Here is a 26485-nt window from a genome sequence, read left to right as displayed (position 1 = left end):
CCACCCTTATGTGTGAAGCCGCCGTCGGCCGGCACCCCGCCTGTGCGTACGAAAACTAGCTTCGTCGCTGGAGGTGACCGAGCGATGACTGCATGTGTTGTCGAGGCCACGGCCGGGAACGAGGAGGCGTCCTCCCCGCAGCCCGGCTGCGTGATCACGGTGGACGGCGCGTACGCCGCACGCCTCGCCCGCAGCGGCGACTCCTGGTTCCCGGAGCGCTGGACGCTGGACGGCCCCGAGCCCTACGCCGTGCCGCTGCCCGGCAACCAGCCGGAGGAGCCCGGCACCGAGGTGCAGCCGATGGGCGACGGCCGGGTGCTCATCCGCCGCCTCACCGCCGGGCGGCATGCCTTCTCGCTGCTCTACCCGACCGGCCCCGGCACCGGCGAACTCCCCCTCGGCGCGGTCGAGTGCCCGAGCCCCGGCACCCGGCTGCGGCTGCTGCCGCCCGCGCCGGGCGGCGACGTGGCGTACGCCCTCGCGGCCGGCCCGGACTCCAGCACCGTGTGGCTGGTCGCGGGCGGCGCGTTCGGGCCGGAGCACGTCGCCCAGCTCTCCGGGCGGTGCTCGGGCGGGGTCTGGCTGGACCGGACGGGGCGGTTGCTCGCCCTGGACCGGGAGTCCGGCGGCCGTACCAAGACGGTCGTGGTGGACCTCGGGCGCGGTGGCGAGGTGTCGCCACTGCTCCAGATCGCCGCGGGCAGCGACGACCGGCTGCTGCTCGCGGACCCCGACAGCGGACTGCTGCTCGTCCGCTCCGACGCGCCCTGCCCCGGCGACGGCGGGCGGCTGGGGTGGGGGGTGCTGGGCAGCACGCTGCCGGTGCGGTTCCCGGACTGCCTGCGGGCGGCGGCCGAGTGTGCGGTGACGCCGTTCGCGATCCAGCCGGGACAGGTGCTGACGCCGGAGAGCTGCGGTGTGGCGCTGCGCATCGACGGTCCGGAGGGCAGCTGGGTGGGCGTGTGGCGGCCGGCCGAGCGTCAGGTACGGCATCTGCCGGCGCCGCAGGGGTGGCTGGCGGGCGCCGGCCTGTGGACCAGGGACGGTGTGCTGCGGCTGCCGTACGCCACCGAGGGGGCCGCGTGCGGGGTGGCACAGTGGGCGGTGCCCCGGGAGGCGCCGCGCGCGCAGGACGCGGGCCACGGGGGTGGGCGGGCGGGGGGCTCGGGGGACACGAGCCCGGAGGATCCGGTTCCGGACGGCGCGGCTTCGACGGCTCGGACAGCCGCGGAGCCGTCGGAACCGGGGCCTCCGGAGCCTGCCGCGCCGCGTCCGGTGCCGTTGCAGCAGGCGCCGCTGGCGGGCCGTAGGGCAATCGGATAACGAAGTAGTGGCGGTTGGCGTGGGCGCCTGGATTCGGCCCGAGGTGTCCTGGTTAGACTCGCCCGGCTTGAGTAAAAAAAGATCATGTTGACGGGGTGACTTCTTCCGATGAGCGACGCCAGCACGTCCCAGCCGCTGCCCGACGTCCAGGACTCCGCCGGCCACGGCCGGCACCGGGGTCCGGTCGCGACGCACGACACCGAGTCGGCTCCTCGCGGCCGGCACCGCAAGCCGGTGGAGCAGCAGACCGAGTCGGCGGCCTGACGGTATGTCAATCGGCTGGAAACAGGGCCCCGTTCACCTTCCGGTGAGCGGGGCCTCGCCGCGTGCCGGGGCCTGTTCGCGCCGGAGCCCGAGCACCTCCGTCGCCGCGAACGTCTCCCCCCGCTCCCGCCCGGCGAAGTGCGCGTTGTGCAGCGTGTCCAGTTCGTCGTACGTGAACCTGTCCTGCTTGCTGTCGAACTTCGCTCCCACCCGGGGCCGTTCGACCACGGCCACCATGCCGCCGTGCACGACGAGGAGCTGCCCGCTGATCCGCCCGGCGGCCGGTGCCGCCAGATAGCCGACGAGCGGGGCGACGTGCTCGGGCGCGAGCGGGTCGGGTCCGGTCGCGGGTACGCCGGTGAACACGTCCTCGGTCATCCGGGTCCGGGCGCGCGGGCAGATGGCGTTCGCCGTGACGCCGTACTTCGCCAGGGCGTGCGCGGTGGACGTGGTCAGCCCGACGACGCCGCCCTTGGCCGCCGCGTAGTTGGGCTGCCCGGCGGAGCCCGCGAGGAAGGCCTCCGAGGAGGTGTTCACGATCCGCCCGTACACGGTGCCGCCCGCCGTCTTCGCCCGCTCCCGCCAGTACGCGGCGGCGAACCGGGTGGTGTTGAAATGGCCCTTGAGGTGGACCCGTATCACCGAGTCCCACTCCTCCTCCGTCATGGAGAAGACCATGCGGTCGCGCAGGATGCCCGCGTTGTTGACCAGGATGTCGAGCTTGCCGAACTCCTGGACGGCCGACTCGACCAGTTCCTGCGCCTGTCGGTGGTCCGACACGTCCCCGGTGTGGGCGACGGCCGTGCCGCCCGCCGCGCGGATCTCGGCGGCGGTCTCCTCGGCGGGGCCGGCCGAGGCCTGTCCCGTGCCGTCCCGGCCGGGCTGCCCGTAGTCGTTGACGACGACGGCCGCGCCCAGCCGGGCCAGTTCCAGCGCCTCGGCCCGGCCGAGTCCGCGCCCGGCGCCGGTGACGATCGCGGACAGCCCCGCGAGTGGCAGTGACATACGAGCCCCTTCGGTGCACGCACCAGTTCTCGGACGGCGGATGCTCAGATCTCGACGCAGGTACGCAGGGAGGTGCCGGTGCGCATCTGGTCGAGGGCCTCGTTGATCCCGGCGAGCGGTACCCGGTGGGTGATCAGACCCGCGAGGTCGATCCGGCCCGCGCGCCACAGCGCGATCGTCCGCTCGTAGGAGCGCAGCACGTCGCCGCCGCCGTACATCGACGGCAGGATCCGCTTCTCGTCGAAGAACAGCTCGAACATGTTGAGCTGGAGGAAGTCGTCCATGGCGCCCGCGCCGACGACGACCAGGGTGCCGCCGCGCCGGGTGGTCTCGTACGCCGTGCGGGCGGTGGCCGACTTCCCGACGACCTCGAAGACGTAGTCGAAGCCCTCGCCGGCGGTGAGCCGCTGCTTGACGTCGGCCAGTTCCTCCGGCGGCACGGCCCGGGTGGCCCCGAACCGCAGCGCGGCCTCCCGGCGCCCGGCGACGGGATCGACGGCGACGATCTCGGCGGCGCCCTTCAGCCGCGCGCCCTGGATCGCGCAGATGCCGACGCCGCCGCAGCCGATGACGGCGACCGAGGCGCCGGCCTGCACGTCGGCCGTGTTGAGGGCGGCGCCGAGACCTGTGGTGACCCCGCAGCCGATGAGGGCGGCGATGTCGTAGGGCACGTCGTCCGGGATGGGCACGGCGCAGCGGGCGTCGACGACGACCTCCTCCGTGAAGGTGCCGGTACCGGCGAAGTTGAACAGGTCTCCGCCGGGGCGCCGGTAGTTGGGGGTGCCCGCGTTCATGAAGCCGGCCAGGCACAGCTGGGTCTGGCCGCGCCCGCACGCCGGGCAGGTGCCGCAGGCGGGCAGCCAGCAGACGACGACCCGGTCGCCGGGCTTCAGACCGGTGACCCCCTCGCCGACCTCGGCGATCTCGCCCGCGCCCTCGTGTCCCGGCACGAACGGTGCCGGCTGCGGCAGCACTCCGCTCATCGCGGAGAGATCCGAGTGGCACAGCCCCGTGGCACGCACCCGGATCCTCACCTTGCCCCGGCCGAAGCCCACCGCCTCGACGTCGTCGAGTATCTCGAGCTTCTCCTGGCCGATCTCGTGCAGTACGGCTGCGCGCATGGTGCGGCTCCCCTCAAGAGTCCTTCATGTGTGCTGGACGACGGTGCCGGCCAGGGCCGGCGCGTCGTCCCGTTCCACCGAGCTCACGGCGACCCGGACGCCCGCTTCCTGCCGCCACATGCGGATGCGCAGGGTCTCGCCCGGGTAGACCACGCCCGCGAACCGTGTGGTGTACGAGCGCACCCGGGTCACGTCGCCGCCGAGCAGCGTGTCCACGACCGCCTTGAGCGTCATGCCGTAGGTGCACAGCCCGTGCAGGACGGGCCGCTCGAACCCGGCGACCTTGGCGAACTCGGGGTCGGCGTGCAGCGGGTTCCAGTCACCGGAGAGGCGGTAGAGCAGGGCCTGGTCCTCCCGGACGGCCCGCTCCACCGTGCGCTCGGGCGGCCCGGCGGGTGGGTCGAGGCGCGTGGACGGGCCGCGGTCTCCCCCGAAGCCGCCCTCCCCCCGCAGGAAGATCTGCGCGTCGTTGGTCCACAGCGGGCCGTCGGCGTCGGCGGCCTCGGTGCGCAGGACGAGGACGGCCGCCTTGCCCTTGTCGTACACGCCGGCGATGCGCGAGGTGGCGGTCGCGCTGCCCGCCGCCGGGATCGGCCGGTGCACCTGGAGCGACTGGCCGCCGTGCAGGACGCGGGCCAGGTCGACCTCCACGCCGGGCATGGACAGCCCGCTGATCACCCCGGGTGCGCCGGAGCCGGCGACGGTGGCGAAGCTCGGCAGCACGTGCAGGCGGGATTCCAGGGTGTAGCGCAGTTCGTCGGGGTCCGTGGCGGGGAGGCCGGCGCCGATGCCGAGGTGGTAGAGCAGGACGTCCCTGGCGGTCCAGGCGATCTCGCCGGTCCGGGGTTCGGCGGCCAGCGCCTTGGCTGCGTCGATGGGCATGGGGCTCCTGAGTGCTCGCGGGGCTGGGAACCTCGGTGCGACCGTCCGCACCGTCGGCCGCACCGAGGTCGTCACGAGGCCGTGAAACCCGCCCGGTCTAGAACGCGTTCCAGTACGGCGAACCTCTGTATAGCCGAGCCGGTCGGAGTTGGGAAGGCTCCTGACGGTACGTCAGGTGAGCATTGTTCAGCTTCCCGCACGGGCGGCGGCCGCGCCCCGCGCCTACGCTGAGCCCGTGAACGAGATGCCCCGTGACCACCGGCCCGCCAGGTCCGTCAGGGTGCTGCTCGCCGGGGACGGGACGATCAGCGGCGGAGGGCTCGCCGCGCTCCTCGGCCTGGTGACGGACCTCCACGTGGTCGCCCAGGTCCACACCGGGGACGCCCTGGTCGACGCGGCCCTGGTCCACCGCCCCGACATCGCCCTCCTCGACGCGGAACTCCCCGGCACCGACGGCCCGGACGCGGCGGCCGCCCTGCGCCAGCAGGTGCCGGACTGCCGGGTACTGCTCCTCACCACCTACGCCCGCCCCGGCCTGCTCCCCCGCGCCCTGGCATCGGGAGCCGCCGGCCTCCTGGTCAAGGACGGCCCCCTGGAGGATCTCACCACCGCGATCCGCCGCGCCCTCACCGGCGAGACGGTGATCGACCCGACCCTCGCGCTCACGACACCCCCGGCAGAACCCCGGCCACCGGAGACCTGACCTCCCCCCGGCGACCCGCGCACGCCGCGCCGTCACTCGCACGGCCTCGCCCCGCCTGACCCGTCCCCTCACGGCGCCTCGCACCCCCGTCCCCTTCCCCTCACGGCCTGCCACCCGCGCCCCGGCACCCTCACGACCTCACACCCGTTGCCGGTCACGCCGGAAGTTCCCGCTCGCCCCGACCCGGGGGGTTCACCCGGTGCGGACCGTGGCCTTCCGCGGCAGCCAGACGGCCATCAGCACGGCCCCCGCCACCAGCACCCCCGCGCTCGCGCGGAAGGCGAGTGCGTAGCCCTCGACCAGCGCGGTGGGGCCCGCGGTGGCCGCTTCCAGGGGTGAGCTGTCCTCGGTGCGGGCCGCTGCCAGGGTGGACATCACGGCCAGGCCGAGCGAACCGCCCATCGTGCGTGAGGTGTTGACCAGGCCGGAGACCAGACCGGCGTCCTCGGGCGCCGCCCCCGACGTGGCCAGCGCGGCCAGGGGCGTGGCCGCCAGGCCGGCGCCCAGCATCATCAGGATCCCCGGGATCATGATCGCCGTCAGATACGCACCCTCCGCGGTGATCGTCGACTGCCGGCCGAAGCCCACCGCGGCGACGGCGGTCCCGAGGACGGCCACGTTCCGTGCGCCCGCGAACCGCATCAGCCGCGGCGCGAGCTTGGAGCCGGCCACCACCGCCAGGGAGCTGGGCACCAGGGCGAGTCCGGCCTCCAGCGGCGTGTAGCCGAGCACGTTCTGGGCGTAGAGGGTCATGAAGAACCACATGCAGAACATCGCCGACCCGCTCAGCAGCATGGCGACGTTCGCCGAGGCCACGGACCGCAGCCGGAACAGCCCCAGCGGCATCAGCGGAGCCGCCGTACGGGCCTCGACCAGCAGGAACACCCCGATCAGCGCCAGCCCCGCGGCCAGCGGCACCAGCGTCGCCGCCGCCGTCCACCCCTCGGCCTCGGTCTGGGAGATGCCGAACGCCAGTACGCCCAGCCCGGCCGTCACGAGCAGTGCGCCCGGCAGGTCCAGCCGCCGCCGCTCCCCGGCCCGGCTTTCCGGCAGCGCACGCAGCGCGCCGAGCAGGACGACCGCCCCGACCGGCACATTGATCAGCAGCACCCAGCGCCAGGACAACCCGTCGACCAGCAGCCCGCCGACCAGCCCGCCCGCGGCCCCACCGCCCGCGCCGACCGCCGTCCAGGTGGCGATCGCCCGTGCGCGGGCCGCCCCCTCCGGCACCGCGGCCGTGAGGATGGTCAGCGTCGAGGGCGCCAGCACCGCCGCGCCCAGCCCCTGCAGCGCCCGCGCGGCCAGCAGCTGCCACCCCTGCTGCGCCAGCCCGCCGCCCAGCGAGGCCAGCGTGAACAGCGCGAGCCCGACGAGGAACATCCGCTTGCGCCCGTACAGATCACCGGCCCGTCCACCGAGCAGCATGAAGCCGGCGAAGGCGATCGCGTAGGCGTTCACCACCCACTGCAGCCCGGAGCCGCTCAGCCCGAGTTCGGCCCGCATCGAGGGCAGCGCGACGTTCACCACGGACACGTCGAGCACGACGAGGAACTGCCCGGAACAGGCGAGCGCGACCACCGTCCAGGTGGGGACGCCGGTACGACGGGATATGCGGGGGTCCGCTGCGGCTCGGAGCATGGGGGCCATGGTCTCAACCCCCGCACGCCCGGTGCATCGGGAATTCGCCCCACAGTTCCTCGGTCCTGCGGCGTAGGCACGGGATCCGCGAAGGCTCCCCGCACGTCGTCAGCATCTGCCGCCGGCAGTCGACACTTGCCTAATAGGTTTAGGCAAGTGCACAATCGCATTCGGTGAAGGGAAGAAAGCTGATGGCTCGCGCGGGACTGACCACCGAACGCCTCACCCGGGGCGGCGCCGAGCTGGCCGACGAGGTCGGCTTCGACCAGGTGACCGTCTCCGCGCTCGCCCGCCGCTTCGACGTCAAGGTCGCGAGCCTCTACTCGCACGTGCGCAACTCCCAGGACCTGCGGACGAGGATCGCCCTGCTGGCCCTGGAGGAGATGGCCGACCGCGCCGCCGACGCGCTGGCCGGACGCGCCGGCAAGGACGCCCTGACCGCCTTCGCCGGCGTCTACCGCGACTACGCCCGCGAGCACCCCGGCCGCTACGCCGCCGCCCAGCTCAGACTCGACCCCGAGACGGCCGCCACCGGCGCGGGCGTCCGGCACGCCGCCATGACCCGCGCCATCCTGCGCGGCTACGACCTCACGGAACCCGACCAGACCCACGCGGTCCGCATGCTGGGCAGCGTCTTCCACGGTTACGTCAGCCTGGAGCTGGCGGGCGGCTTCAGCCGCAGCGCCCCCGGCTCCCAGGAGTCCTGGAACCGGATCATGGACGCCCTCGACGCCCTCCTGCGCAACTGGCCCACGGCCTGACCCCCCGTGACCCCGCCCCGCAAGCCCCCGAGACGACACAGGCAGAGGCCATGGACTCCTGGATCACCACCCCCCTCACGCCCGCCCACCTCCGCGGCGCCCTCGACGTCGAGCGCACCCCGCACGGCCTGCTCCCGCACCGGCTGCCCGCCGCCGCCCGCGCCCAGAACACCGACGCGCAGCTGGAGATGGCCGAGTCCCAGCCCTCCGGCGTACGCCTGGCCCTGCGCACCCGCGCCACCGTGATCGAGCTGGACACGCTCCCGACCAAACGGGCCTACACCGGCGCCCCGCCGAGCCCGGACGGTGTGTACGACCTGCTGGTCGACGGCCGGCCGGCCGGCCAGGCCACCGCGCCCGGCGGCAACCTCGTCACGACGGACATGGCCACCGGAGCCACCGCGCTGCGCTCCGGGGAGCCCGGCACCGTCCGCTTCGGCGGTCTGCCCGAGGGCGACAAGACCGTCGAGATCTGGCTGCCGCACAACGAGATCACCGAACTGGTCGCCCTGCGCACGGACGCGCCCGTCGAACCCGCCCCCGACTCCGGCCGCCGGGTCTGGCTGCACCACGGCAGCTCGATCAGTCACGGCTCCGACGCGGCGAGCCCCACCACCACCTGGCCCGCCCTCGCCGCCTCCCTGGGCGGTGCCGAACTCGTCAATCTGGGCCTGAGCGGCAACGCCGTGCTGGACCCGTTCACCGCGCGCGCCCTGCGGGACACCCCCGCGGACCTGATCAGCGTCAAGATCGGGATCAATCTGGTCAACCTCGACGTGATGCGGCTGCGCGCCTTCACGCCCGCCGTCCACGGCTTCCTCGACACGATCCGCGAGGGGCATCCGACCACGCCCCTGCTGGTGGTCTCGCCCATCCTGTGCCCCATGCACGAGGACACGCCGGGGCCCTGCGCCTTCGACTTCGGCGCCCTCGGTGACGGCCGGCTCCGGTTCCGGGCGGCGGGCGACCCGGCGGAGACGGCGGCGGGGAAACTCACCCTGAACGTCATCCGTACCGAACTGTCCCGGATCGTACGGCAGCGCTCGGCCGACGACCCCCACCTCCACCACCTCGACGGCCGTGAACTCTACGGCGAGGCCGACCACGCCGAGCTCCCGCTCCCCGACGACCTGCACCCCGACGCCGCCACCCACCGCCGCATGGGCGAGCGTTTCGCCGAGCTCGCCTTCGGCGCGGGCGGGCCCTTCGCGTGATCGCAGAGAGGGGCCTCCGGGCGCACTGACGAAAGATCAGTTCCCCATGAGACGGTCAAGATTTCCTTAGCGACTCGAAGCACCGGAATAGTTGCCCGAGCGCACGGGGTTCACCTTGAACGTATCCACGATCTTCTTCCGGCCCGGAGGCCCCGCCCCATGACGCTCACGACGACCGGCCGGCCCACCGCGAGAGCGGGCGGAGCCGTCGTCCCCGTGCTCGCCTTCGCGGGCATCGTTGTCGCGGTGATGCAGACCCTGCTCGTCCCGGTCATCAAGGACCTGCCGCAACTGCTGGACACCTCCCCGAGCAACGCCACCTGGGTCCTGACCTCCACCCTCCTCTCCGGCGCCGTGGCCACCCCGATCATGGGCCGCCTCGGCGATCTGTACGGCAAGCGGCGCCTGCTGGTGCTCAGCCTGACGGTGATGGTGTTCGGCGCCCTGGTCAGCGCGTTCACCAGCACCCTGGTCCCGATGATCATCGGCCGTACGCTCCAGGGCTTCGCGATGGGCGCGATCCCGCTGGGCATCGGGCTGATGCGCGACATGCTGCCGCGCGAGCGGCTCGGCTCGGCGATGGCGCTGATGAGCTCCTCCATCGGCGTCGGCGGCGGCCTCGCCCTGCCGGCCGCGGCCCTGGTCGCCCAGCACGCCGACTGGCACGTCCTCTTTTACGGCGCCGCGGGACTCGGCGTCGCCGCCATCGCCCTGACCTTCCTCGCCGTACCCGAGTCCCCGGTCCGCGCCAAGGGCCGCTTCGACGTGCTGGGCGCGCTGGGGCTGTCCCTGGGGCTGGTGCTGTTCCTGCTGCCGATCACCAAGGGCAGCGACTGGGGCTGGTCCTCGCCCACCACGCTCGGCCTGTTCGGGGCCGCCGCCGTCGTCCTGCTGCTGTGGGGCGTGCTGGAGCTGCGCATATCCTCGCCGCTGGTGGATCTGCGCACCACGGCCCGCCGCGAGGTCCTGCTCACCAACCTCGCGTCGATCATGGTCGGCGTCTCCTTCTTCGTCGTCTCCCTCGTCCTGCCCCAGCTCTTGCAGCTCCCGTCCGCCACCGGCCACGGTCTCGGCCAGTCGATGGTCGTCGCGGGTCTGTGCGTGGCCCCGCTGGGCCTGACGATGATGTTCACCGCGCCGGTCTACGCGCGGCTCTCCGCCCGCTACGGCCCGCGCACCACCCTGATCATCGGCCTGCTGGTCATCGCCCTCGGTTACGCCGGCGGCCTCGGCCTGATGAACGCCGCCTGGCAGACCGTCGTCATCTCGGTGGTGATCGGCGCGGGCATCGGCCTCGCCTACTCCTCACTTCCCGCACTGATCATCGGCGCGGTCCCGGCCTCGGAGACCGGCGCGGCCAACGGCCTCAACACCCTGATGCGCTCCATCGGCACGTCCGTCTCCAGCGCCGTCATCGGCATGGTGCTGGCCGACACCGCGGACATCGTCGGGGGCGTCGCCGTCCCCACCAGGCACGGCTTCCAGGTCTCCTTCCTGGTCGCCACCGCCGCCGTCGCCGTCGGCCTGGTCCTCGCCCTCTGCCTGCCCCGCCGCCGCCCCTCGGACCTGCCGCGGCTGCGGGCGAGCGGCGAGGGGGAGGCGAACCTGGAACACGCGGTCGCGGCGCCGGGGGGCTTCCGCGGCCGGGTCCTGGCCGCCGACGGCACACCGGTCGCCCGCGCCAAGGTCACCCTGATCGACCGCCGCGGCCGGCACGCGGGCGCGACCCTGTCCGGCGAGGACGGCGGCTACGCGCTGACGGTCCCGGCCGGGGGGTCGTACGTCCTCGCCGCCCAGGCCGCCGGACACGGCCCGCTGGCCTGCGCCGCGACCCACTCCGGCGACGCCGGCCCGATCGACCTGGACCTCCCTCTCCCCGGCGAGACGGTCACCGCCTGAGCCCTCTCCCCACCCCCACCCCCGGTCACCCGTCGGCCCGGAGGTGCGGCAGAGGGCTGCGCGCCGCATGTCGCGGACGGGCGGCCTGCTCGTCGTCCACGACGTCCTCCCCAACCCGGCCGCTCGGGTCCCGGGGCAGGCCCCGTACCGGATCCACCCGCGCGCCCTCGCCGTCGGGCGCCGTCAGGGACGTCCCGGCGACGGACTCGCCGGGGGTGCCGCCGCGCACCGGCGCCGGGATCCGAGCCGGCCGCCACCCGGAGGGACGTACACAAACGAGGGCGGCGGCGTCCCGGCCGCTAGGGTGGCAAGCGTGTCGTACACAGGTCCGGAGTTCGATTCGCCCACGCCCCGCCGCTCCCGCCGCCGGGCGATGACCGTCGCCGTCGCGGCCCTCGTGCCCGGCGCCCTGCTCGGGTGGGCGGTGTACGAAGCGGTGGGTGGCACCGGCGGTTCGGGAGGGGGGCGCGCGGAGGCCAAGGCGCCCGCCACGAGCCGGCCGTCCCCGTCGCCCGCGACCCCCTCGTCCGCCGCGCCGTCGCGCACGAGCCCCTCGTCCGACGGTGACAAGCCCGCCCCCGCGCCCTCGGGCGCGGACACGCTCAAGGGCAAGGTCGTCGTCATCGACCCCGGTCACAACCCGCGCAACTTCGAGCACACGGCCGAGATCAACAGCAAGGTGGACATCGGGACGGGCAAGAAGGAGTGCGACACGACCGGCACGGCGACCAACGCGGGGTACACCGAGGCCGAGTTCACGCTCGACGTCGCCCGCCGCCTGCGCACGGTCCTTCAGGATCAGGGCGCCACGGTGAAGCTGACGCAGAACGGCGACCGGACGTACGGCCCGTGCATCGACGAGCGGGCGCGGATCGGCAACGAGGCGAAGGCCGACGCGGTCGTGTCCATCCACGCGGACGGGTCCGGGCTCGGCAACCGCGGGTTCCACGTCATCCTCCCGGCCTCCGTGCACGCGGGCGCCGCCGACACCCGGCCGATCGTCGCGCCCTCACGCGAACTCGGCGAGCGCATCGCGGGGAGTTTCGTACGCGTCACGGGCAGCGCGCCCTCCAACTACGTCGGGGGCGGCACCGGTCTCGTCACGCGTCAGGACCTGGGCGGTCTCAATCTGTCAACGGTTCCGAAGGTGTTCATCGAGTGCGGCAACATGCGCGATAGCAAGGACGCGGCACTGCTGATCAGCGGAGCCTGGCGGCAGAAGGCGGCGCAAGGGATCTCAGAGGGAATTGTGAGTTTCCTGCGCGGGTAGTGACCGGCGCGATCATCCCGGCGGACAGGTCGTTCGTACGGACGATAGTGTCGTCCCTACGATGAGGGGCCACCCCCGCGCTTCGCACCCTGGGCCTGAGGGCAACTCGGTGACAGCGACGCCTCTACCGACGACGAGACGACCTGCGAAGGACCTGAAGTGAATATCCGCTCCCTCACTCGAGGCGACGGCGTGGTGATCGGAGCAGCGGTGTTGCTGTTCATCGCGTCGTTCCTCGACCTGTACTCGATCGACGGCGCCCCCGACAGCATTGAGATCCCGAGCCTCTGGTCCAGCGGGCCGGTCGTGCTCGGTGTCGTGCTGGCGGGGATCATCGGCGCCGCGCTCGTCGTCGTCGCCCGGGGGCTGCCGCAGACCCCGAAGGTCGCGGGCCTGGAGCTCGGCCAGTTCGGCGTGGCCTTCACGGTGTTCGCCGCGTGGAGCGCCCTCGGCAACGTCTTCGACCCGGGCGGTGGCGCCAACAACTTCGGCGGCGACGACTCCGGCCCCGACGCCGGCACCGGCCTGATCCTGGCCCTGGTCGCCACCCTGGTGATGGCCGCCGCGGCCGTCGCCACCCCGCTGGTCCCCGCCCTCAAGGGTGCCCTCCTGCCCGCCCCCCGCCCGGCCGCCCCCCAGCCCTACGGCGGTCCGCCGCAGGGTGGTTACGGCTACCCGGGCGGGCAGCAGCCCGCCGGGTACGGTCAGCCGCAGCCGGGGCAGCCCGGTCAGCCCTACGGCCAGCCGCAGCAGCAGCCGCCCGCCGGGGACTTCTCCCCGTTCTGGTTCGCGGTGCCGGTGCCGCGCCCGCTGTTCGCGGAGGACGGCTCGCCGTCCCCGATCGCCGAACTCGCCCCGGGTACCTGGTACCTGGCCGTCGAGCAGCGCGGTCAGGCGCTGGTCGCGCAGACGCAGGACGGCCGCCGCGGTGTGCTCCAGGACACCAGCGGCATCCAGCGCGGCTGACCCGCCGTACGTACGGCCCCTCGCCCTTCCGGGCGGGGGGCCGTTGTCGTAGAGTCGTCCCCCCTTGAGCTGACCCTTCGTCAGGAGGCGGCGGCATGCGGCTCGGTCTCGCGCTCGGCTACTGGGGCCGCGGCCCCTCCCCCGACCACCTCACGCTGGCCCGGGAGGCCGAGCGGCTCGGGTACGACTCGGTGTGGACGGCCGAGTCATGGGGCTCGGACGCCTTCACGCCGCTGACCTGGATCGCCGCCCACACCTCAACCATCAAGCTGGGGACGGCGGTTGCCCAGATGGCCGCCCGACCGCCGACGACCACCGCCATGCACGCCCTCACGCTCGACCACCTCTCCGGCGGCCGGATGATGCTGGGGCTGGGCCTGTCGGGGCCGCAGGTGGTGGAGGGCTGGTACGGGCGGCCGTTCCCGGGACGCGGCGGTGTGTGGTTCTGCGGATGGTCAGTCTCGGTTCCACGGTCGCGGACAACGGCCCTCCTGCCGCACAAGGGGCCGGGATCATCGGTGACCCCGTGGAACATCATCCCCGGAGTGGTCAACTCCACCCGAACACGGGAGAAATGAGCGCCGGCCGCGGGCGCAGGACTTGTGGGTTTCAGCCAGGGACGAGCGGCAATCCGTAGGGCATGTCTCCCAGATATCGCAATGGTGCCAACCAGGCAGGCACGGTCATAGCGATCGTCGCCGACATCATGGCCCTCATCCTGGGCCTGTGGATCCTCATGTACCTGCTGGACGCCAACCCCGGCAACGACTTCGTGCAGTTCGTGCACGACGCCGCGCGCTGGCTGGCCGGCTGGTCCCACGACCTCTTCACCTTCGACGCGGCATGGGCACGCGTCGTCGCGGGCTATGGTCTGGCGGCGGTCGTGTACCTGTTCGTGGGCCACGCGATCGCGGGCCGCATGCGCCGCCAGCACTGACTCTCCCGCAGGGGCGCGGGGAACTGGGCGTTCAGCCCCGCACGACCCGCGCTCCCACCGGACGCGGCCGAGCCCTCGGGCGCGTCCGAACCCCTTCAGCCGCAGCAGTCCGGATCCAGCCCCGTCGGCAGCAGCTCCCCGCCGAACACCGCGCAGGTGGCCTCGTGCCCACCCAGCGCCGCGACGGCGAGCAGGAGTGAGCCCGCCGTCCACGTGGTCAGCTCACGTGGCCAGATCGCATCGTCCTCGTACACGTAACCCGTCCAGTACAGCCCGGTTCCCGGCTCACGCAGATGCTGGATGGACTGCAGGATCTCCAGCGCACGGTCGGACTCGCCCATCACCCACAGTGTCAGGGCGAGTTCGGCCGATTCGCCGCCGGTCACCCACGGATTGGGCACCACGCACCGCACCCCGAGGCCGGGCACGACGAACCGCTCCCAGCTCTCCTCCACCCGGGCCTTGGCCTCCGCGCCGCTCAGCGCGCCGCCGAGTACGGGGTAGTACCAGTCCATCGAGTAGCGGTCCTTGTCCAGGAACCGCTCGGGGTGCCGGCGTATCGCATGGCGCAGCATGCCGAGCGCCAGCTCCCAGTCCGGCTGCGGCTCCTCCCGCTGCTCGGCGATGGCGAGCGCGCAGCGCAGCGCGTGGTGGATGGACGAGCATCCGGTGAGCAGCGCGTCCGTGACGGGCGTCCCGTCGTCCTGCCGCTTCCAGCCGATCTGCCCGCCGGGCTGCTGGAGCGCGAGCACCCATTCGACGGCCGCGTGGACCACGGGCCACATCCGGTCGAGGAAGGTGTCGTCGCCGGTGGAGAGGTAGTGGTGCCAGACGCCCACGGCCGTGTAGGCGACGAAGTTGGTCTCGCGCCCGGGGTCGGTGACGTCGTCGTACGCGCCGTCGGCGTAGGCCGCGTACCAGGAGCCGTCCTGGCACTGATGGGCCGCGAGCCACAGGTACGCCCGCTCGGCGGCGTCGTGCTCGCCCGCCGCGTCGAGCGCCATCGCGGCCTCGACATGGTCCCAGGGGTCCAGGTGGTGTCCGCGGAACCACGGGATCGCCCCGTCCTCCCGCTGCACGGCGAGGATGCCGCGCACGGTCGCGGCGGCCTCGTCGGCGGTGAGGACCCCGGGCAGGACCAGGTGTTCCGTCCGGGGTGTCGTCACGCGGCGCCCACCGGGGGCAGGTGCGGCTTGGTCGCGTAGGCCACGAAGCTCTTGCCGATGAGCGGGTTCAGCGCCTGCTCGGCGACCCGGGTGGCCAGCGGCTTCTTCATGATGTCCCAGACCAGCAGCTTGTGGTACGCCCGGACCGGCAGCGCCTTGTCGTTGTCGACGCCGAACGCGCACTTCAGCCACCAGTACGGGGAGTGCAGGGCGTGGGCGTGGTGCGTGCCGTACGGCTTGAGGCCGGCCTCGCGGATCCTCGCGAGGAGTTCGTCCGCCCTGTAGATGCGGATGTGGCCGCCCTCGACCTCGTGGTAGGCGTCGGAGAGGGCCCAGCAGACCTTCTCGGGGCCGTAGCGCGGCACGGTGACCGCGATCCGGCCGCCGGGCTTGAGGACCCGCACCATCTCGGCGAGTACGCCCTTGTCGTCCGGGATGTGCTCCATCACCTCGGAGATGATGACGACGTCGAAGGACTCGTCGGGGAAGGGCAGGGCGAGGGCGTCGCCCTCCATGGCGGTCGCGGTGGCGCCCTCGGGCGCCTCCCCCGCCTCCTTCATCGCCGCGAACCACTTGGCGACCTCGCGGATCTCCTCGCCGTTCTGGTCCAGCGCGACGACCCGCGCGCCGCGCCGGTAGCACTCGAACGCGTGCCGCCCCGCACCGCAGCCGAGGTCCAGGACGCGGTCGCCCGGGGCGAGCGGGAACCGGGAGAAGTCGACGGTCAGCACGTGCTCCTGCTTTCGCGGTAGACGCCGGTGGTACGGGTGGGGGTGGCCCCGGGGGGCGGGGCAGCGGGGCTCAGGGAGACTCCGCCGGCGACCTGGCCCATGGGGCTCTCGGCGCCGCTCGCGACAGCGCCGGCCGCGCCCGCCCGCGAACTGGCGCCCGCCATCGGGGCAGCGCGCCGCCCCGGGCCCGCGGAGGGGCCGGTCGCCGCGTCGGTGCCGGGCCGCCGGGGACCTTCGGCGCGGGCGATCGCCTCCCGGTACCGGGCCACCGTGCCCTCCGCGGCGCGCGCCCACGTGAAGTGGCTCAGGACCCGCTCGCGTCCGGCCGCGCCGAGCCGCGCGCGCAGCTCCGCGTCGCCGAGGAGCCGGCTCAGCCCGGCGGCCAGCGCGTCCGCGTCGCCCGGCGGCACGGCGAGGCAGGTCTCCCCGTCCTGGCCGGCCACCTCGGGAATCGCCCCGCCGGTCGTGGCGAGGAGCGGCGTGCCCGTGGCCATCGCCTCGGCCGCCGGCAGCGAGAAGCCCTCGTACAGCGACGGCACGCACGCGACCTGCGCCGAGCGCACCAGGTCGACGAGTTCGGCGTCCGAGATCCCCTTGACGAACTCGACGGCGCCTTCGAGCCCGTAGCGCTTCACGGCCTGCGCGACAGGTCCCTCGGCGGGCCGCTTCCCGACGACGACGAGGTGGGCCCCGGGATGCTCGGTGCGCGCCTTGGCCAGCGCCTCGACGAGGAAGACCAGCCCCTTCAGCGGCACGTCCGCGCTGGACGTCGTAACGACTCTCCCCGGCACCTGCGGCACCGACGGATCCGGCGCGAACAGGTCGGTGTCGGCGCCGATGTGCACGACGTGGATGCGGTCCGCGTTGACGCCGAGATGGCCGGTGATCTCCTGGCGTGAGGTGCCGGAGACGGTGAGGACGGACGGCAGGCGCCGCGCCACCCTCTTCTGCATGCGTGTGAAGCCGTACCACCGCTTCACGGACAGCCGCCGCTTGAAGCCCTCCGCCGCGTCCAGCTCCAACTGCCGGTCGACGGTGATGGGGTGGTGGATCGTCGTCACCAGGGGCGCGCCGACGTCGCCCAGCAGCCCGTATCCGAGCGTCTGGTTGTCGTGCACGACGTCGAAGTCGCCGCGGCGCGCCCGCAGATGACGGCGTGCCCGCAGGGAGAAGGTCAGCGGCTCGGGGAAGCCGCCGGTCCACATGGTCGCGACTTCGAGGGCGTCGATCCAGTCCCGGTACTCGTCGCGCTTCGGTGTGCGGAAGGGGTCGGGCTGGCGGTAGAGGTCGAGGCTGGGCAGCTCGGTGAGGCCCAGGCCGTCGTAGCCCTCGTCGAGGACGGGGTAGGGCTGGGCGCCGATGACCTCGACGTGGTGGCCGAGGCGGGCGAGTTCGCGGGAGAGGTGCCGGACGTAGACGCCCTGGCCGCCGCAGAACGGGTTTCCCTTGTATGTCAGGAGCGCGATGCGGAGCGGTCGCAAGCCGTCGGCGGCGAGGGCCTCCGAAGAGCCCGCCTGACTGGCCTCAGCGGTCACTCTGGGCCCCCTTCTCCCTGCACTGTCCCGCGAGATTACGCCGGGACGGTAATCTAGAACAAGTTACAGACTTGATCGTCCAAGAGGCTCTGAATCTACCGGCAGGTAGCGCCGCTGTGAGCAGTGGATCAGGTGATTCACGCCACGGCTCGCCGGGGCACGCGGCGGCGGTCCGCGCCTGCCATGCTGTCTGATCGCACGCCTTCACGGACTGTCACGAAACGGGACCTCATGCCTGCGGAAGCCAAGGTGGAAGCCAGTAGAGCGCGGTCCGCCGCCCCCGCCGCGCCGCCCCTCACCGAGCGGCAGGAGGCGCGCCGACGCCGCATCCTGCGGGCCTGCGCCCAGTTGGCCAGCCGGGGAGGTTTCGACGCGGTGCAGATGCGCGAGGTCGCGGAGTCCTCACAGGTCGCCCTCGGCACCCTCTACCGCTACTTCCCGTCCAAGATCCATCTGCTCGTCGCCACCATGCAGGACCAGCTGGAGCACATGCACGGCACGCTGCGCAAGAAGCCCCCGACGGGCGAGACGGCGGCGGAGCGGGTCGCGGAGACCCTGATGCGCGCCTTCCGCGCGCTCCAGCGCGAGCCGCATCTGGCCGACGCCATGGTCCGCGCCCTCACCTTCGCGGACCGCAGCGTGAGCCCCGAGGTGGACCAGGTCTCCCGGCAGACCACGGCGATCATCCTGGACGCCATGGGCCTGGACGACCCCACCCCCGCCCAGCTCTCCGCCGTCCGCGTCATCGAGCACACCTGGCACTCGGCGCTGATCACCTGGCTCTCGGGCCGCGCCTCCATCGCCCAGGTCAAGATCGACATCGAGACGGTCTGCCGCCTGATCGACCTGACGACCCCCGAGGACGCGTAGCCGGACCCGTCCGGCGCAAAGAGGCCCGCCGGCCACGGAAGGGGCTGAGCGGGACCTGCGAAGGGGCACGGGAAAGACCCGTGGAAGGGCATGAGGAGGACCCGCGGAAGGGCATGAGAAGGACCTACGAGACGGGTTCCCTTCGCCGGTATTGCCCGGATCAGGTGGCTGGGGGTCGCCTTCCGGTCGCACAGCCTCTCGGTCGTACGTCCTTCCGGCCTCTCAGCCCGACCGTCGACGTCGGCACCAGCGGAAGCCGAAGCCTCTCGCAGGAGTCGGCTACTCCGGTCGAACTCCCTCACTCGCCTCGTAGGCCTGTAATCAGATTAAGTCCTCCGCGCGCAATGGGAACCCCCGAACCGGAATTTTTTACCCGAAATCCCCCTGACGACCCGGCCTCCTGGGACACCCTCGCCGCCGGGCTCACGGCGTGCGGCACCTCGGCCGCCGAGGTGCACGGCGTGGTCGTCACCCATCACCACCCCGACCACCACGGCCTCTCGGGCCGGGTCCGGGAGGCTTCGGGGGCCTGGATCGCCATGCACGCGGCGGACGCGGCGGTGGTGCGGCGCACGAGCGGGGCCCGTCCCGAGCGCTGGTTCTCGTACATGGCGGACAAGCTCACCGCGGCCGGCGCTCCCGAGGCCCACGTCGCTCCCCTGCGCACCGCCCGGGGCCGCCTCCCCGGCCTCTCCCCGGCCCTGCCCGACCGCGAGATCGTCCCCGGCGAGCTGCTCGACCTCCCCGGGCGCCGGCTGCGGGCGATCTGGACGCCGGGCCACACGCCGGGGCATGTCTGCCTGCACCTGGAGGAGGAGCACCCCGCCCGGCTGCCGGGTCACGGACGCCTGTTCTCCGGCGACCACGTGCTGCCCGGGATCACCCCGCACATCGGCCTGTACGAGGACCCGGACGACACGGCCGTCACCGACCCCCTCGGCGACTACCTGGCCTCGCTGGAGCGCGTCGCCCGCCTCGCGCCCGCCGAAGTCCTCCCGGCGCACCAGTACGCGTTCACCGACGCCGCCGCCCGGGTGGCCGAGTTGCTCACCCACCACGAGGCCCGCCTCACGGGCCTGCTGGTGCTTCTGACACAGCCGCTCACCCCCTGGCAGCTCGCCGAGCGCATGGACTGGAACCGCCCCTGGGCCGAAATTTCCTACGGCTCACGCAACATCGCCGTCTCGGAGGCGGAGGCCCATCTGCGCCGCCTGGTCAAACTGGGGCGGGCGGAGGCCGTACCGGGCAGCGACCCGGTGACGTACGTGGCGGTGTGACGCCCGCGTGGCACCGGGGCGCGACTCCGCCGGGGCCTGGCGGTAGATTCGGCCACGACCCCTGGGCGGCGGCGGTCACCGGCGCCGCCCCGTCCCGCACCATCCCTCGTCTCCATCTCTTCACCGGCCTCTTCTCGGGGCCTGTTCACGGGCCCCGTCAGGGGCCCCTCTCTTCACTTCTCTTCACGTCTCTTCACGTCTCTTCACGGGAGTTCGCATGCTGTGGGCGCGACTGCGGCGCTACGGGGCCGTGCCGCCGCTCCCCGCGCCGGGGCCGTGTGCGCCCGGCCGGCACACGGTGCGCACCGGACGTCTGGTGCTCTACACCCCGCAGACCCAGCTGGACCTGCTGGCGGCGGTCGCCGCCGGGTCGGACGACGCGGCGCGGCGGTGGCTCGGGATGCGGGACGAGGAGATCGTGGCCGACGCCCGGTTGCGCAGGACCCTGGTGCGGATGCGTCCCGGCGGCAACCACCGGCGCGTTCCCGCCGAGTTGCTCGCCGCTTTAGAGCTCGATCCCGAGGGCGGCGAGGTCCTGGTGGCGGTGCGCCGGGACGACGGCCGCTACGCCGGGGCGCTCCAACTGGACCATGTCACAGGCCAGACGGGCGGCTGGCTCGCGCCCCACGCACGCGGCCGTGGCCTCGGCGCGGAGCTGTTCGCCGCGGGCGCCCTGCTCGGCCACGCCCACGTCGGCATGGACACCGTCCACGCCGGCACCGAGGCGACGAACGCGGCCTGCCGGGGCGCCCTGACGCGCGCGGGCTTCGTCCCCGCCGAGGGGCCGCCCCGGCACACCCTGCGCGACGGCCGCGAGATCCACGCCGTCTGGTTCCGCCACCGGTCCGGCACTCCCGCCCGCTGCCGTGCGGCGGGCCACGCCGGTGCCCGCGACCCCCACGTGGACCCGGCCGGGGTGTGACCGGCGCCCCACGAGAGGTGCTGCTCAGGCCGGGTAGAGTGGCCCGGTCGTCATCACACCCGTACGGGGGAAAGCCGGTGCGAATCCGGCGCTGACCCTCCCCCAGTGCCTCAAAGGCCTGGGCGGTACCCCCACCGTGAGCAGCCGAAGCTGTGAGCCGGACCAACCCCGCACGGAAACGTGACCGGCTCAAGTGCACCGGCAACCGGCGGGTGCACGGCACCGTCGAGGTATACGGAGCCGAGCCGCCCGGGGGTGCCCGTGCTGCGCGGCTCCCCGCAGGGAGAGGCACCCGCCGATCATGAACGTCGTCCGCCGCAGCGCCACGGCCCTGGCCGTCACCGCAGTGATCGGTGCCGCCTCGGCCCCGGCCGCCCACGCCGCGAGCCCCTCCCCGTCGCTGCCCTCGGGGCTGTACGGCACGTCCGACCCGACCTACGACGGCGTCTGGCGGCAGTCGCTCGCCCTGCTCGCCCAGGACACCGTGGGCGTCAAGCCCGCCTTGAAGGCCACGGACTGGCTGGCCCGGCAGCAGTGCGACGACGGCGGCTTCGCCGCCTTCCGGGCCGAGCCCGGCAAGGACTGCGACGCCAAGACCATGGTCGACACCAACAGCACGGCCGCCGCCGTCCAGGCCCTCGCCGCGCTCGGCGACCACGACGCCGCCACCGGCAAGGCGGTCGACTGGCTGAAGTCCGTGCAGAACGAGGACGGCGGCTGGGGCTACACCCCCGGCGGCCCCAGCGACGCCAACTCCACCGCCGTCGTCGTCGGCGCCCTCGCGGCGGCGGGCGAGAGGCCGGACGCCGTCGTCAAGGACGGCAAGTCCCCCTACGACGCCCTGCTGAAGCTGGCCATACCCTGCGACGCGAAGGACGGCGGCGCCTTCGCCTACCAGCCCGGCAAGAAGGGCGAGTTGGCGGCGAACGCGGACGCGACCGCGGCGGCCGTCCTGGGCTCGCTGGGCCAGGGCCTGGCGGCCGCGGCGGGCAAGAAGGCCGAGCCGGAGTGCGCCGACGCCGGCACTCCCGAGCAGGCCGCCGCCAACGGCGCCGCCCACCTCGCCAAGACCCTCGCCAAGGACGGCCACCTCACCTCCGCCCTCGCCGGCGCCGAGGACCAGCCCGACTACGGCAACACCGCCGACGCGGTGGTCGCGCTGGCCGCGCAGGGCGGTGCCGAGCAGGCGAAGAAGCCCCTGACCTGGCTGGAGCAGAACGCGACGGCCTGGGCCGAACAGAGCGGCCCCGCCGCCTACGCCCAGCTGATCCTCGCCGCCCACGCCGCCGGCGCCGACCCGCGCGAGTTCGGCGGCACGGACCTCGTCAGCCGGCTCAACGCGACGGGCCCGGCGCCGCAGGCCCTGCCCAAGGACCGGGCCGAGACGCAGAACGAGGCCAAGGACGAGGCGAAGGACGAGGGCACCGCCTTCGGCGTGTGGTGGTACGTCGGTGTCTTCCTCGTCGTCGGCATCGGCATCGGCTTCCTGCTCAGCGGCCGCAACAAGAGGCAGCAGCCGTGAGGTTCCGCCGTATCGCCGCCCTGCTCCTGGCCGCGCTGTTCCCGCTGCTGAACACCGGCCAGGCGCAGGCCGCGGGCTATCGCTACTGGTCGTTCTGGGAGCGCGGCGGCGACGCGTGGACGTACGCCACCGAGGGCCCCGCCACCGCGCGCCCCGCCGACGGCGACGTCCAGGGCTTCCGCTTCTCCGTCAGCGAGGACTCCCAGGACGCGTCCCAGCCGCGCGGCACGGCCGACTTCGCGACGATCTGCGCCGACACCCCGGCGCGGGACGGCAGGAAGCGGGTGGCCCTGGTCATCGACTTCGGTACGGCGCCGGACGCCCCCTCCGGCGAAACCCCGCCGCCCGCCCGCACGGCCTGCGCCCAGGTCGCCCCCGACGCGACGACGGCCGAGGCCCTGGCGGCGGTGGCCAAGCCCCTGCGCTACGACACGAACGCCCTGCTGTGCGCCATCTCGGGCTACCCGCACAAGGGCTGCGGCGAGCAGGTCTCCGCGGAGCGGAAGCCGGCGCGGGAGTCCGGGGAGGAGAGCGGCAGCGGCCCGTCGCTGGGCGTGGTCGCCGGGCTGGCCGCGGTGGCGGTACTGGGCGCGGCGGCCGGCTGGCAGGCCCGCCGGCGCAGGCATGACTGACACGGACCGCCACCGGGGCGCCGCCGGCCGGGGTGGGCGCGGCCGGTCCCACCCGGTGCCGGAAGGTGCCCCGGCTCCCCCGCACCGGCGGGGCGCACCCGTCCACCCGGGCGCCTGGTGGCTCTGGTCCCTGGCCCTCGGCACCGCGGCGACCCGCACCACCAACCCGCTCCTGCTCGCCCTCCTCGTCGCGGTCACGGCCTACGTCGTCACCACCCGCCGCCCTCACACCCCGTGGGCCCGCTCCTACGGCGCCTTCGTCAAGCTGGCCCTCGCCGTCCTCGTCGTCCGGCTCCTGTTCGCCGTCGCCCTCGGCTCGCCCCTGCCGGGCACGCACACCCTTCTCACGCTCCCCGAAGTCCCGCTGCCGGACTGGGCGCAGGGCATCCGCCTGGGCGGCAGGGTCACCGCCGAGACCCTCGTGTTCGCCCTCTACGACGGCCTGAGACTGGCCACGCTCCTGATCTGCGTCGGCGCCGCCAACGCCCTCGCCAGTCCCACCCGCCTGCTCAAGTCCCTCCCCGGCGCCCTCTACGAGACGGGCGTGGCCGTCGTCGTCGCCCTCACCTTCGCCCCGCACCTCATCGCCGACGTCCAGCGCCTGCGCGCCGCCCGCCGGCTGCGCGGCCGCCCGGACCGGGGCGTACGGGGCCTGCTCCAGGTGGGCCTCCCCGTCCTCGAAGGCGCCCTGGAACGCTCCGTCGCCCTCGCCGCCGCCATGGACGCCCGCGGCTACGGCCGTACCGCGCAGGTCCCGCCCGCGGTCCGCCGTACGACCGCCGCCCTCACGCTCACCGGCCTGCTCGGCGTCTGCGCCGGAACGTACGGCCTGCTCACCGCCGCGGGCGGCACCTACGGTCTGCCCGTCCTGCTCACCGGCCTGGCCGCCGCGCTCGCCGGCCTGCGGCTGGGCGGCCGTCGCACCCCCCGCACCCGCTACCGCCCCGGCACCTGGAACGCCCGTTCCTGCCTGGTCGCCGTCTCCGGCGCCGCGGTGGCCGCCCTGCTCGCCCTCGCCGCTTCCGTCGACCCCGCGGCGCTGCACCCGGGCGTGATTCCGCTGGTCGCCCCCACGCTCCCCCTCTGGCCCGCGGCAGCCGTACTCCTCGGCCTGCTCCCGGCGTTCCTGACCGCACCACCCGAGGAACCGTCATGATCCGCTTCGAGGACGTTTCCGTGACCTACTTCGGCGCGGCCGAACCCACCGTGCGCGGCGTGGACTTCGAGGTCCCGGAAGGCGAACTCGTCCTCCTCGTCGGCCCGTCCGGCGTCGGCAAGTCCACCCTGCTCGGCGCGGTCAGCGGCCTGGTCCCGCACTTCACCGGTGGCACCCTGCGCGGCCGGGTCACGGTGGCCGGCCGCGACACCCGCACCCACAAGCCGCGCGAACTGGCCGACGTCGTGGGCACCGTCGGCCAGGATCCCCTCTCCCACTTCGTCACGGACACCGTCGAGGACGAACTCGCCTACGGCATGGAGTCGCTGGGTCTCGCCCCGGACGTGATGCGCCGCCGTGTCGAGGAGACGCTCGACCTGCTCGGCCTCGCCGATCTGCGCCACCGCCCGATCGCCGCCCTCTCCGGTGGCCAGCAGCAGCGCGTCGCGATCGGCTCGGTGCTCACCCCGCACCCGAGTGTCCTCGTCCTCGACGAGCCGACCTCGGCGCTCGACCCGGCCGCCGCCGAGGAGGTCCTCGCCGTCCTCCAGCGCCTGGTCCACGACCTCGGTACGACGGTCCTGATGGCCGAACACCGTCTGGAGCGGGTCGTCCAGTACGCCGACCGGGTCGCCCTCCTGCCGGCCCCCGGCGCGGCCCCGCGCCTCGGCACCCCGGCCGCGATGATGGCCGTGTCCCCGGTGTACCCACCGGTGGTGGACCTGGGCCGCCTGGCGGGCTGGGACCCGCTGCCCCTGACGGTCCGCGCCGCACGCCGCCGGGCGGCGGAACTCCGGGAACGGCTCAAGGAACGGGACGACATCGCCGAGCAGGGGCGCGGGGCTGCAATCGACTTGCGGCTGCCGCCGCGTGGGCGCGACCAGCCGGACACCACCCGCACCCGCGAGGAATCCGCGCCCCCCGAGCCCTCACGCACCCCCCATCGCCGCTGGTTCCGCCGCACCCCCACGACCCCGGTTCCCCCGCACACGGCCGAAGCGGCAGCGCTCTGCGTGACCCGCGCCGGCATCCAAGCCCTCACCGGCATCAACCTCACCATCACCCCGGGCGAGACGATCGCCCTCATGGGCCGCAACGGCGCCGGGAAGTCCACGCTGCTCTCCGCACTGGTCGGCCTGGTCCGGCCGTCGTCCGGGAGCGTCCGTGTCGGCGACGTGACCCCGCACCGCACGACGCCCCCCGAGCTGGTGCGCCGGGTCGGCCTCGTACCGCAGGAGCCGCGCGATCTGCTCTACGCCGACACGGTCGCCGCCGAGTGCGCGGCCGCCGACGCCGACGCGGGCGCCGCCGCCGGGACGTGCCGGGCGCTGGTGTCCGAGCTGCTCCCCGGGATCCCCGACGACACGCACCCCCGCGACCTCTCCGAGGGCCAGCGCCTCTCCCTCGCGCTGGCGGTCGTCCTCACCGCCCGCCCCCCGCTCCTGCTCCTCGACGAACCGACCCGGGGCCTGGACTACGCGGCGAAGTCGCGCCTGGTCACGCTTCTGCGCGAGCTGGCGAGCGACGGCCACGCGATCGTCCTCGCCACCCACGACGTGGAACTGGCCGCCGAGCTGGCCCACCGCGTGATCCTGCTGGCGGAGGGCGAGGTGATCGCCGACGGACCGACGGCGGACGTGGTCGTCTCCTCCCCGTCGTTCGCCCCGCAGGTCACCAAGATCCTTGCCCCGCAGCGTTGGCTCACGGTGCCCCAGGTCCGGGAGGCCCTGTCGTGACCGGTCCCGTCCGCCTCGGCCCCCGGTCGCTCGTCGCGCTCGCCCTCACCAGCGCGGTGGGTGCCGCCGCCTTCTTCTGGCCCTTCCTCGCCCCGCCCACCTCCCAGGTCGCGGCCCACGCCCAGGACGCGCCGTGGCTCTTCGCGGGTCTGCTGGTCCTCCTGATGGGAGTGGTCGCGGCGACGATCTCGGAGTCGGGGCTGGGCCCGAAGGCCGTGGCGATGCTCGGTGTGCTCGCGGCCACGGGCGCGGCGCTGCGGCCGATCGGCGCGGGCACGGCCGGCATCGAGCCGATGTTCTTCCTGATGGTGCTGAGCGGGCGGGTCCTCGGGCCGGGCTTCGGCTTCGTGCTCGGCGCGATCACGATGTTCGCGTCGGCGCTGCTCACGGGCGGGGTGGGCCCGTGGATGCCGTTCCAGATGCTGGCGATGGGCTGGTTCACGATGGCGGCGGGTCTGCTCCCGGCGCCGGACCGCCTCCGCGGCCGCGCCGAGCTTCTCCTGCTGGCCTGCTACGGCTTTCTCGCGGCCTTCGCCTACGGCACGATCATGAATCTCGCGGGCTGGCCCTTCATGGGCGCGCTCGCCTCGAACATCGCCTTCGACCCGGACGCGCCGGTCGCCGCCAACCTGGCCCGCTTCCTGGCGTACTGCCTGGCCACGTCCCTCGGCTGGGACCTGGGCCGGGCGGTCGTCACGGTCGTCCTCACCGTCACCCTCGGCCCGGCCGTCCTGAAGGCGCTGCGCCGGGCCACCCGCCGGGCCGCCTTCGAGACGCCGGTCACATTCGACCCGCCCTCGGCGTCACCGGATGATGCGGGCGCACGCACGGACGGTCACCCGGGCGGTGAACCACCCCACATGACCTACGTCACCAACGATCCCCGTTCGTAGATCCGAAAGCCTGTCATGCACGCCGCATTATGGCCTCTGACCTGCACGATGAGAGCCACGTC

Annotated in this window: 23 protein-coding genes and 2 pseudogenes; 18 read left to right on the top strand and 7 right to left on the bottom strand. The window is 73.7% G+C overall.

Annotated elements, in window-relative coordinates; all coding sequences use genetic code 11:
* Positions 1–84: 84 nt before the first annotated feature.
* Both ACGF8A_RS04935 and ACGF8A_RS04930 read left to right on the top strand, forming a co-directional pair.
* Positions 85–1323, top strand: coding sequence for a hypothetical protein (locus ACGF8A_RS04935; RefSeq protein WP_393104282.1), 1239 nt, complete (start codon positions 85–87; stop codon positions 1321–1323).
* Between the two features lie 108 nt (positions 1324–1431).
* The gene (locus ACGF8A_RS04930; RefSeq protein WP_393104280.1) at positions 1432–1587 is read left to right on the top strand and encodes a hypothetical protein; all 156 of its coding nucleotides are present in this window, start codon (positions 1432–1434) and stop codon (positions 1585–1587) included.
* A 33-nt stretch (positions 1588–1620) separates the two neighbouring features.
* On the opposite strand, the gene ACGF8A_RS04925 is transcribed toward ACGF8A_RS04930, so the two are convergent.
* The 3 genes from ACGF8A_RS04925 to ACGF8A_RS04915 are packed head-to-tail and all read right to left on the bottom strand — an operon-like array spanning position 1621 to position 4595.
* A complete protein-coding gene (locus tag ACGF8A_RS04925; protein WP_393104278.1) occupies positions 1621–2592 on the bottom strand; it encodes a 3-oxoacyl-ACP reductase in 972 nt (323 codons plus the stop codon).
* Positions 2593–2636: 44 nt separating this feature from the next.
* Positions 2637–3713, bottom strand: a complete 1077-nt coding sequence (locus tag ACGF8A_RS04920; RefSeq protein WP_393104276.1) for a Zn-dependent alcohol dehydrogenase — start codon at positions 3711–3713, stop codon at positions 2637–2639.
* Between the two features lie 24 nt (positions 3714–3737).
* A complete protein-coding gene (locus ACGF8A_RS04915; RefSeq protein WP_393104274.1) occupies positions 3738–4595 on the bottom strand; it encodes a MaoC/PaaZ C-terminal domain-containing protein in 858 nt (285 codons plus the stop codon).
* 244 nt (positions 4596–4839) lie between these two features.
* Between ACGF8A_RS04915 and ACGF8A_RS04910 the strand changes: the two are divergent.
* Positions 4840–5286: pseudogene (locus ACGF8A_RS04910) on the top strand (response regulator); the annotation flags it as partial.
* A gap of 204 nt (positions 5287–5490) precedes the next feature.
* Here ACGF8A_RS04910 and ACGF8A_RS04905 read toward each other — a convergent pair.
* Entirely contained in the window at positions 5491–6945 is a 1455-nt protein-coding gene (locus tag ACGF8A_RS04905; RefSeq protein ID WP_393104272.1) for an MFS transporter, read from the bottom strand.
* 182 nt (positions 6946–7127) lie between these two features.
* Here ACGF8A_RS04905 and ACGF8A_RS04900 point away from each other — a divergent pair, with 182 nt between their 5' ends.
* The 7 genes and pseudogenes from ACGF8A_RS04900 (at position 7128) to ACGF8A_RS04870 (ending at position 13983) form a co-directional block, all read left to right on the top strand.
* On the top strand, positions 7128–7697 hold the full coding sequence (locus ACGF8A_RS04900; protein WP_393104510.1) for a TetR/AcrR family transcriptional regulator: 570 nt from the start codon (positions 7128–7130) through the stop codon (positions 7695–7697).
* Between the two features lie 50 nt (positions 7698–7747).
* Positions 7748–8911 carry a GDSL-type esterase/lipase family protein gene (locus ACGF8A_RS04895; RefSeq protein ID WP_393104270.1) on the top strand — a complete coding sequence of 388 codons (1164 nt, stop codon included), beginning with the start codon at positions 7748–7750 and terminating at the stop codon, positions 8909–8911.
* A gap of 159 nt (positions 8912–9070) precedes the next feature.
* Positions 9071–10810 carry an MFS transporter gene (locus ACGF8A_RS04890; protein WP_393104268.1) on the top strand — a complete coding sequence of 580 codons (1740 nt, stop codon included), beginning with the start codon at positions 9071–9073 and terminating at the stop codon, positions 10808–10810.
* 313 nt (positions 10811–11123) lie between these two features.
* On the top strand, positions 11124–12080 hold the full coding sequence (locus tag ACGF8A_RS04885; RefSeq protein WP_393104266.1) for an N-acetylmuramoyl-L-alanine amidase: 957 nt from the start codon (positions 11124–11126) through the stop codon (positions 12078–12080).
* 159 nt (positions 12081–12239) lie between these two features.
* Complete coding sequence (locus tag ACGF8A_RS04880; RefSeq protein WP_393104264.1) at positions 12240–13046, top strand: hypothetical protein; 807 nt, start codon at positions 12240–12242, stop codon at positions 13044–13046.
* 95 nt (positions 13047–13141) lie between these two features.
* Positions 13142–13471 (top strand): annotated as a pseudogene (locus ACGF8A_RS04875) (LLM class flavin-dependent oxidoreductase); the annotation flags it as partial.
* A 215-nt stretch (positions 13472–13686) separates the two neighbouring features.
* Positions 13687–13983, top strand: coding sequence for a hypothetical protein (locus ACGF8A_RS04870; protein WP_393104262.1), 297 nt, complete (start codon positions 13687–13689; stop codon positions 13981–13983).
* A 95-nt stretch (positions 13984–14078) separates the two neighbouring features.
* Here ACGF8A_RS04870 and ACGF8A_RS04865 read toward each other — a convergent pair whose 3' ends face one another.
* From ACGF8A_RS04865 to ACGF8A_RS04855, 3 genes are read right to left on the bottom strand one after another with little or no spacing between them, the layout of a single operon-like run.
* Positions 14079–15149, bottom strand: coding sequence for a prenyltransferase (locus ACGF8A_RS04865; protein ID WP_393104260.1), 1071 nt, complete (start codon positions 15147–15149; stop codon positions 14079–14081).
* Positions 15146–15880 carry a methyltransferase domain-containing protein gene (locus ACGF8A_RS04860; protein WP_393104258.1) on the bottom strand — a complete coding sequence of 245 codons (735 nt, stop codon included), beginning with the start codon at positions 15878–15880 and terminating at the stop codon, positions 15146–15148. The genes ACGF8A_RS04865 and ACGF8A_RS04860 overlap by 4 nt, the downstream gene beginning before the upstream one ends.
* On the bottom strand, positions 15874–17415 hold the full coding sequence (locus tag ACGF8A_RS04855) for a glycosyltransferase family 4 protein (protein WP_393104256.1): 1542 nt from the start codon (positions 17413–17415) through the stop codon (positions 15874–15876). The genes ACGF8A_RS04860 and ACGF8A_RS04855 overlap by 7 nt, the downstream gene beginning before the upstream one ends.
* Before the next feature lie 231 nt (positions 17416–17646).
* On the opposite strand from ACGF8A_RS04855, the gene ACGF8A_RS04850 reads away from it, so the two are divergent.
* From ACGF8A_RS04850 to ACGF8A_RS04815, 8 genes are all read left to right on the top strand, one after another.
* Positions 17647–18285 carry a TetR family transcriptional regulator gene (locus ACGF8A_RS04850; protein WP_393104254.1) on the top strand — a complete coding sequence of 213 codons (639 nt, stop codon included), beginning with the start codon at positions 17647–17649 and terminating at the stop codon, positions 18283–18285.
* A 344-nt stretch (positions 18286–18629) separates the two neighbouring features.
* Entirely contained in the window at positions 18630–19562 is a 933-nt protein-coding gene (locus tag ACGF8A_RS04845) for an MBL fold metallo-hydrolase (RefSeq protein ID WP_393104252.1), read from the top strand.
* Between the two features lie 217 nt (positions 19563–19779).
* Positions 19780–20484, top strand: coding sequence for a GNAT family N-acetyltransferase (locus tag ACGF8A_RS04840; protein ID WP_393104250.1), 705 nt, complete (start codon positions 19780–19782; stop codon positions 20482–20484).
* Between the two features lie 301 nt (positions 20485–20785).
* The gene (locus tag ACGF8A_RS04835; RefSeq protein ID WP_393104248.1) at positions 20786–22006 is read left to right on the top strand and encodes a prenyltransferase/squalene oxidase repeat-containing protein; all 1221 of its coding nucleotides are present in this window, start codon (positions 20786–20788) and stop codon (positions 22004–22006) included.
* Positions 22003–22638, top strand: a complete 636-nt coding sequence (locus tag ACGF8A_RS04830; protein WP_393104246.1) for an SCO2322 family protein — start codon at positions 22003–22005, stop codon at positions 22636–22638. The genes ACGF8A_RS04835 and ACGF8A_RS04830 overlap by 4 nt, the downstream gene beginning before the upstream one ends.
* Complete coding sequence (locus ACGF8A_RS04825) at positions 22631–23794, top strand: CbiQ family ECF transporter T component (RefSeq protein WP_393104244.1); 1164 nt, start codon at positions 22631–22633, stop codon at positions 23792–23794. Before ACGF8A_RS04830 ends, ACGF8A_RS04825 begins: the two co-directional genes overlap by 8 nt.
* Positions 23791–25530, top strand: coding sequence for an ABC transporter ATP-binding protein (locus ACGF8A_RS04820; protein ID WP_393104242.1), 1740 nt, complete (start codon positions 23791–23793; stop codon positions 25528–25530). The genes ACGF8A_RS04825 and ACGF8A_RS04820 overlap by 4 nt, the downstream gene beginning before the upstream one ends.
* Positions 25527–26423 carry an ECF transporter S component gene (locus ACGF8A_RS04815; protein ID WP_393104240.1) on the top strand — a complete coding sequence of 299 codons (897 nt, stop codon included), beginning with the start codon at positions 25527–25529 and terminating at the stop codon, positions 26421–26423. The genes ACGF8A_RS04820 and ACGF8A_RS04815 overlap by 4 nt, the downstream gene beginning before the upstream one ends.
* Positions 26424–26485 lie beyond the last annotated feature (62 nt).

It is taken from the genome of Streptomyces sp. NPDC047706, assembly GCF_043204795.1.
GTDB lineage: Bacteria > Actinomycetota > Actinomycetes > Streptomycetales > Streptomycetaceae > Streptomyces.
This window is presented reverse-complemented; position numbering and strand designations above follow the sequence as displayed.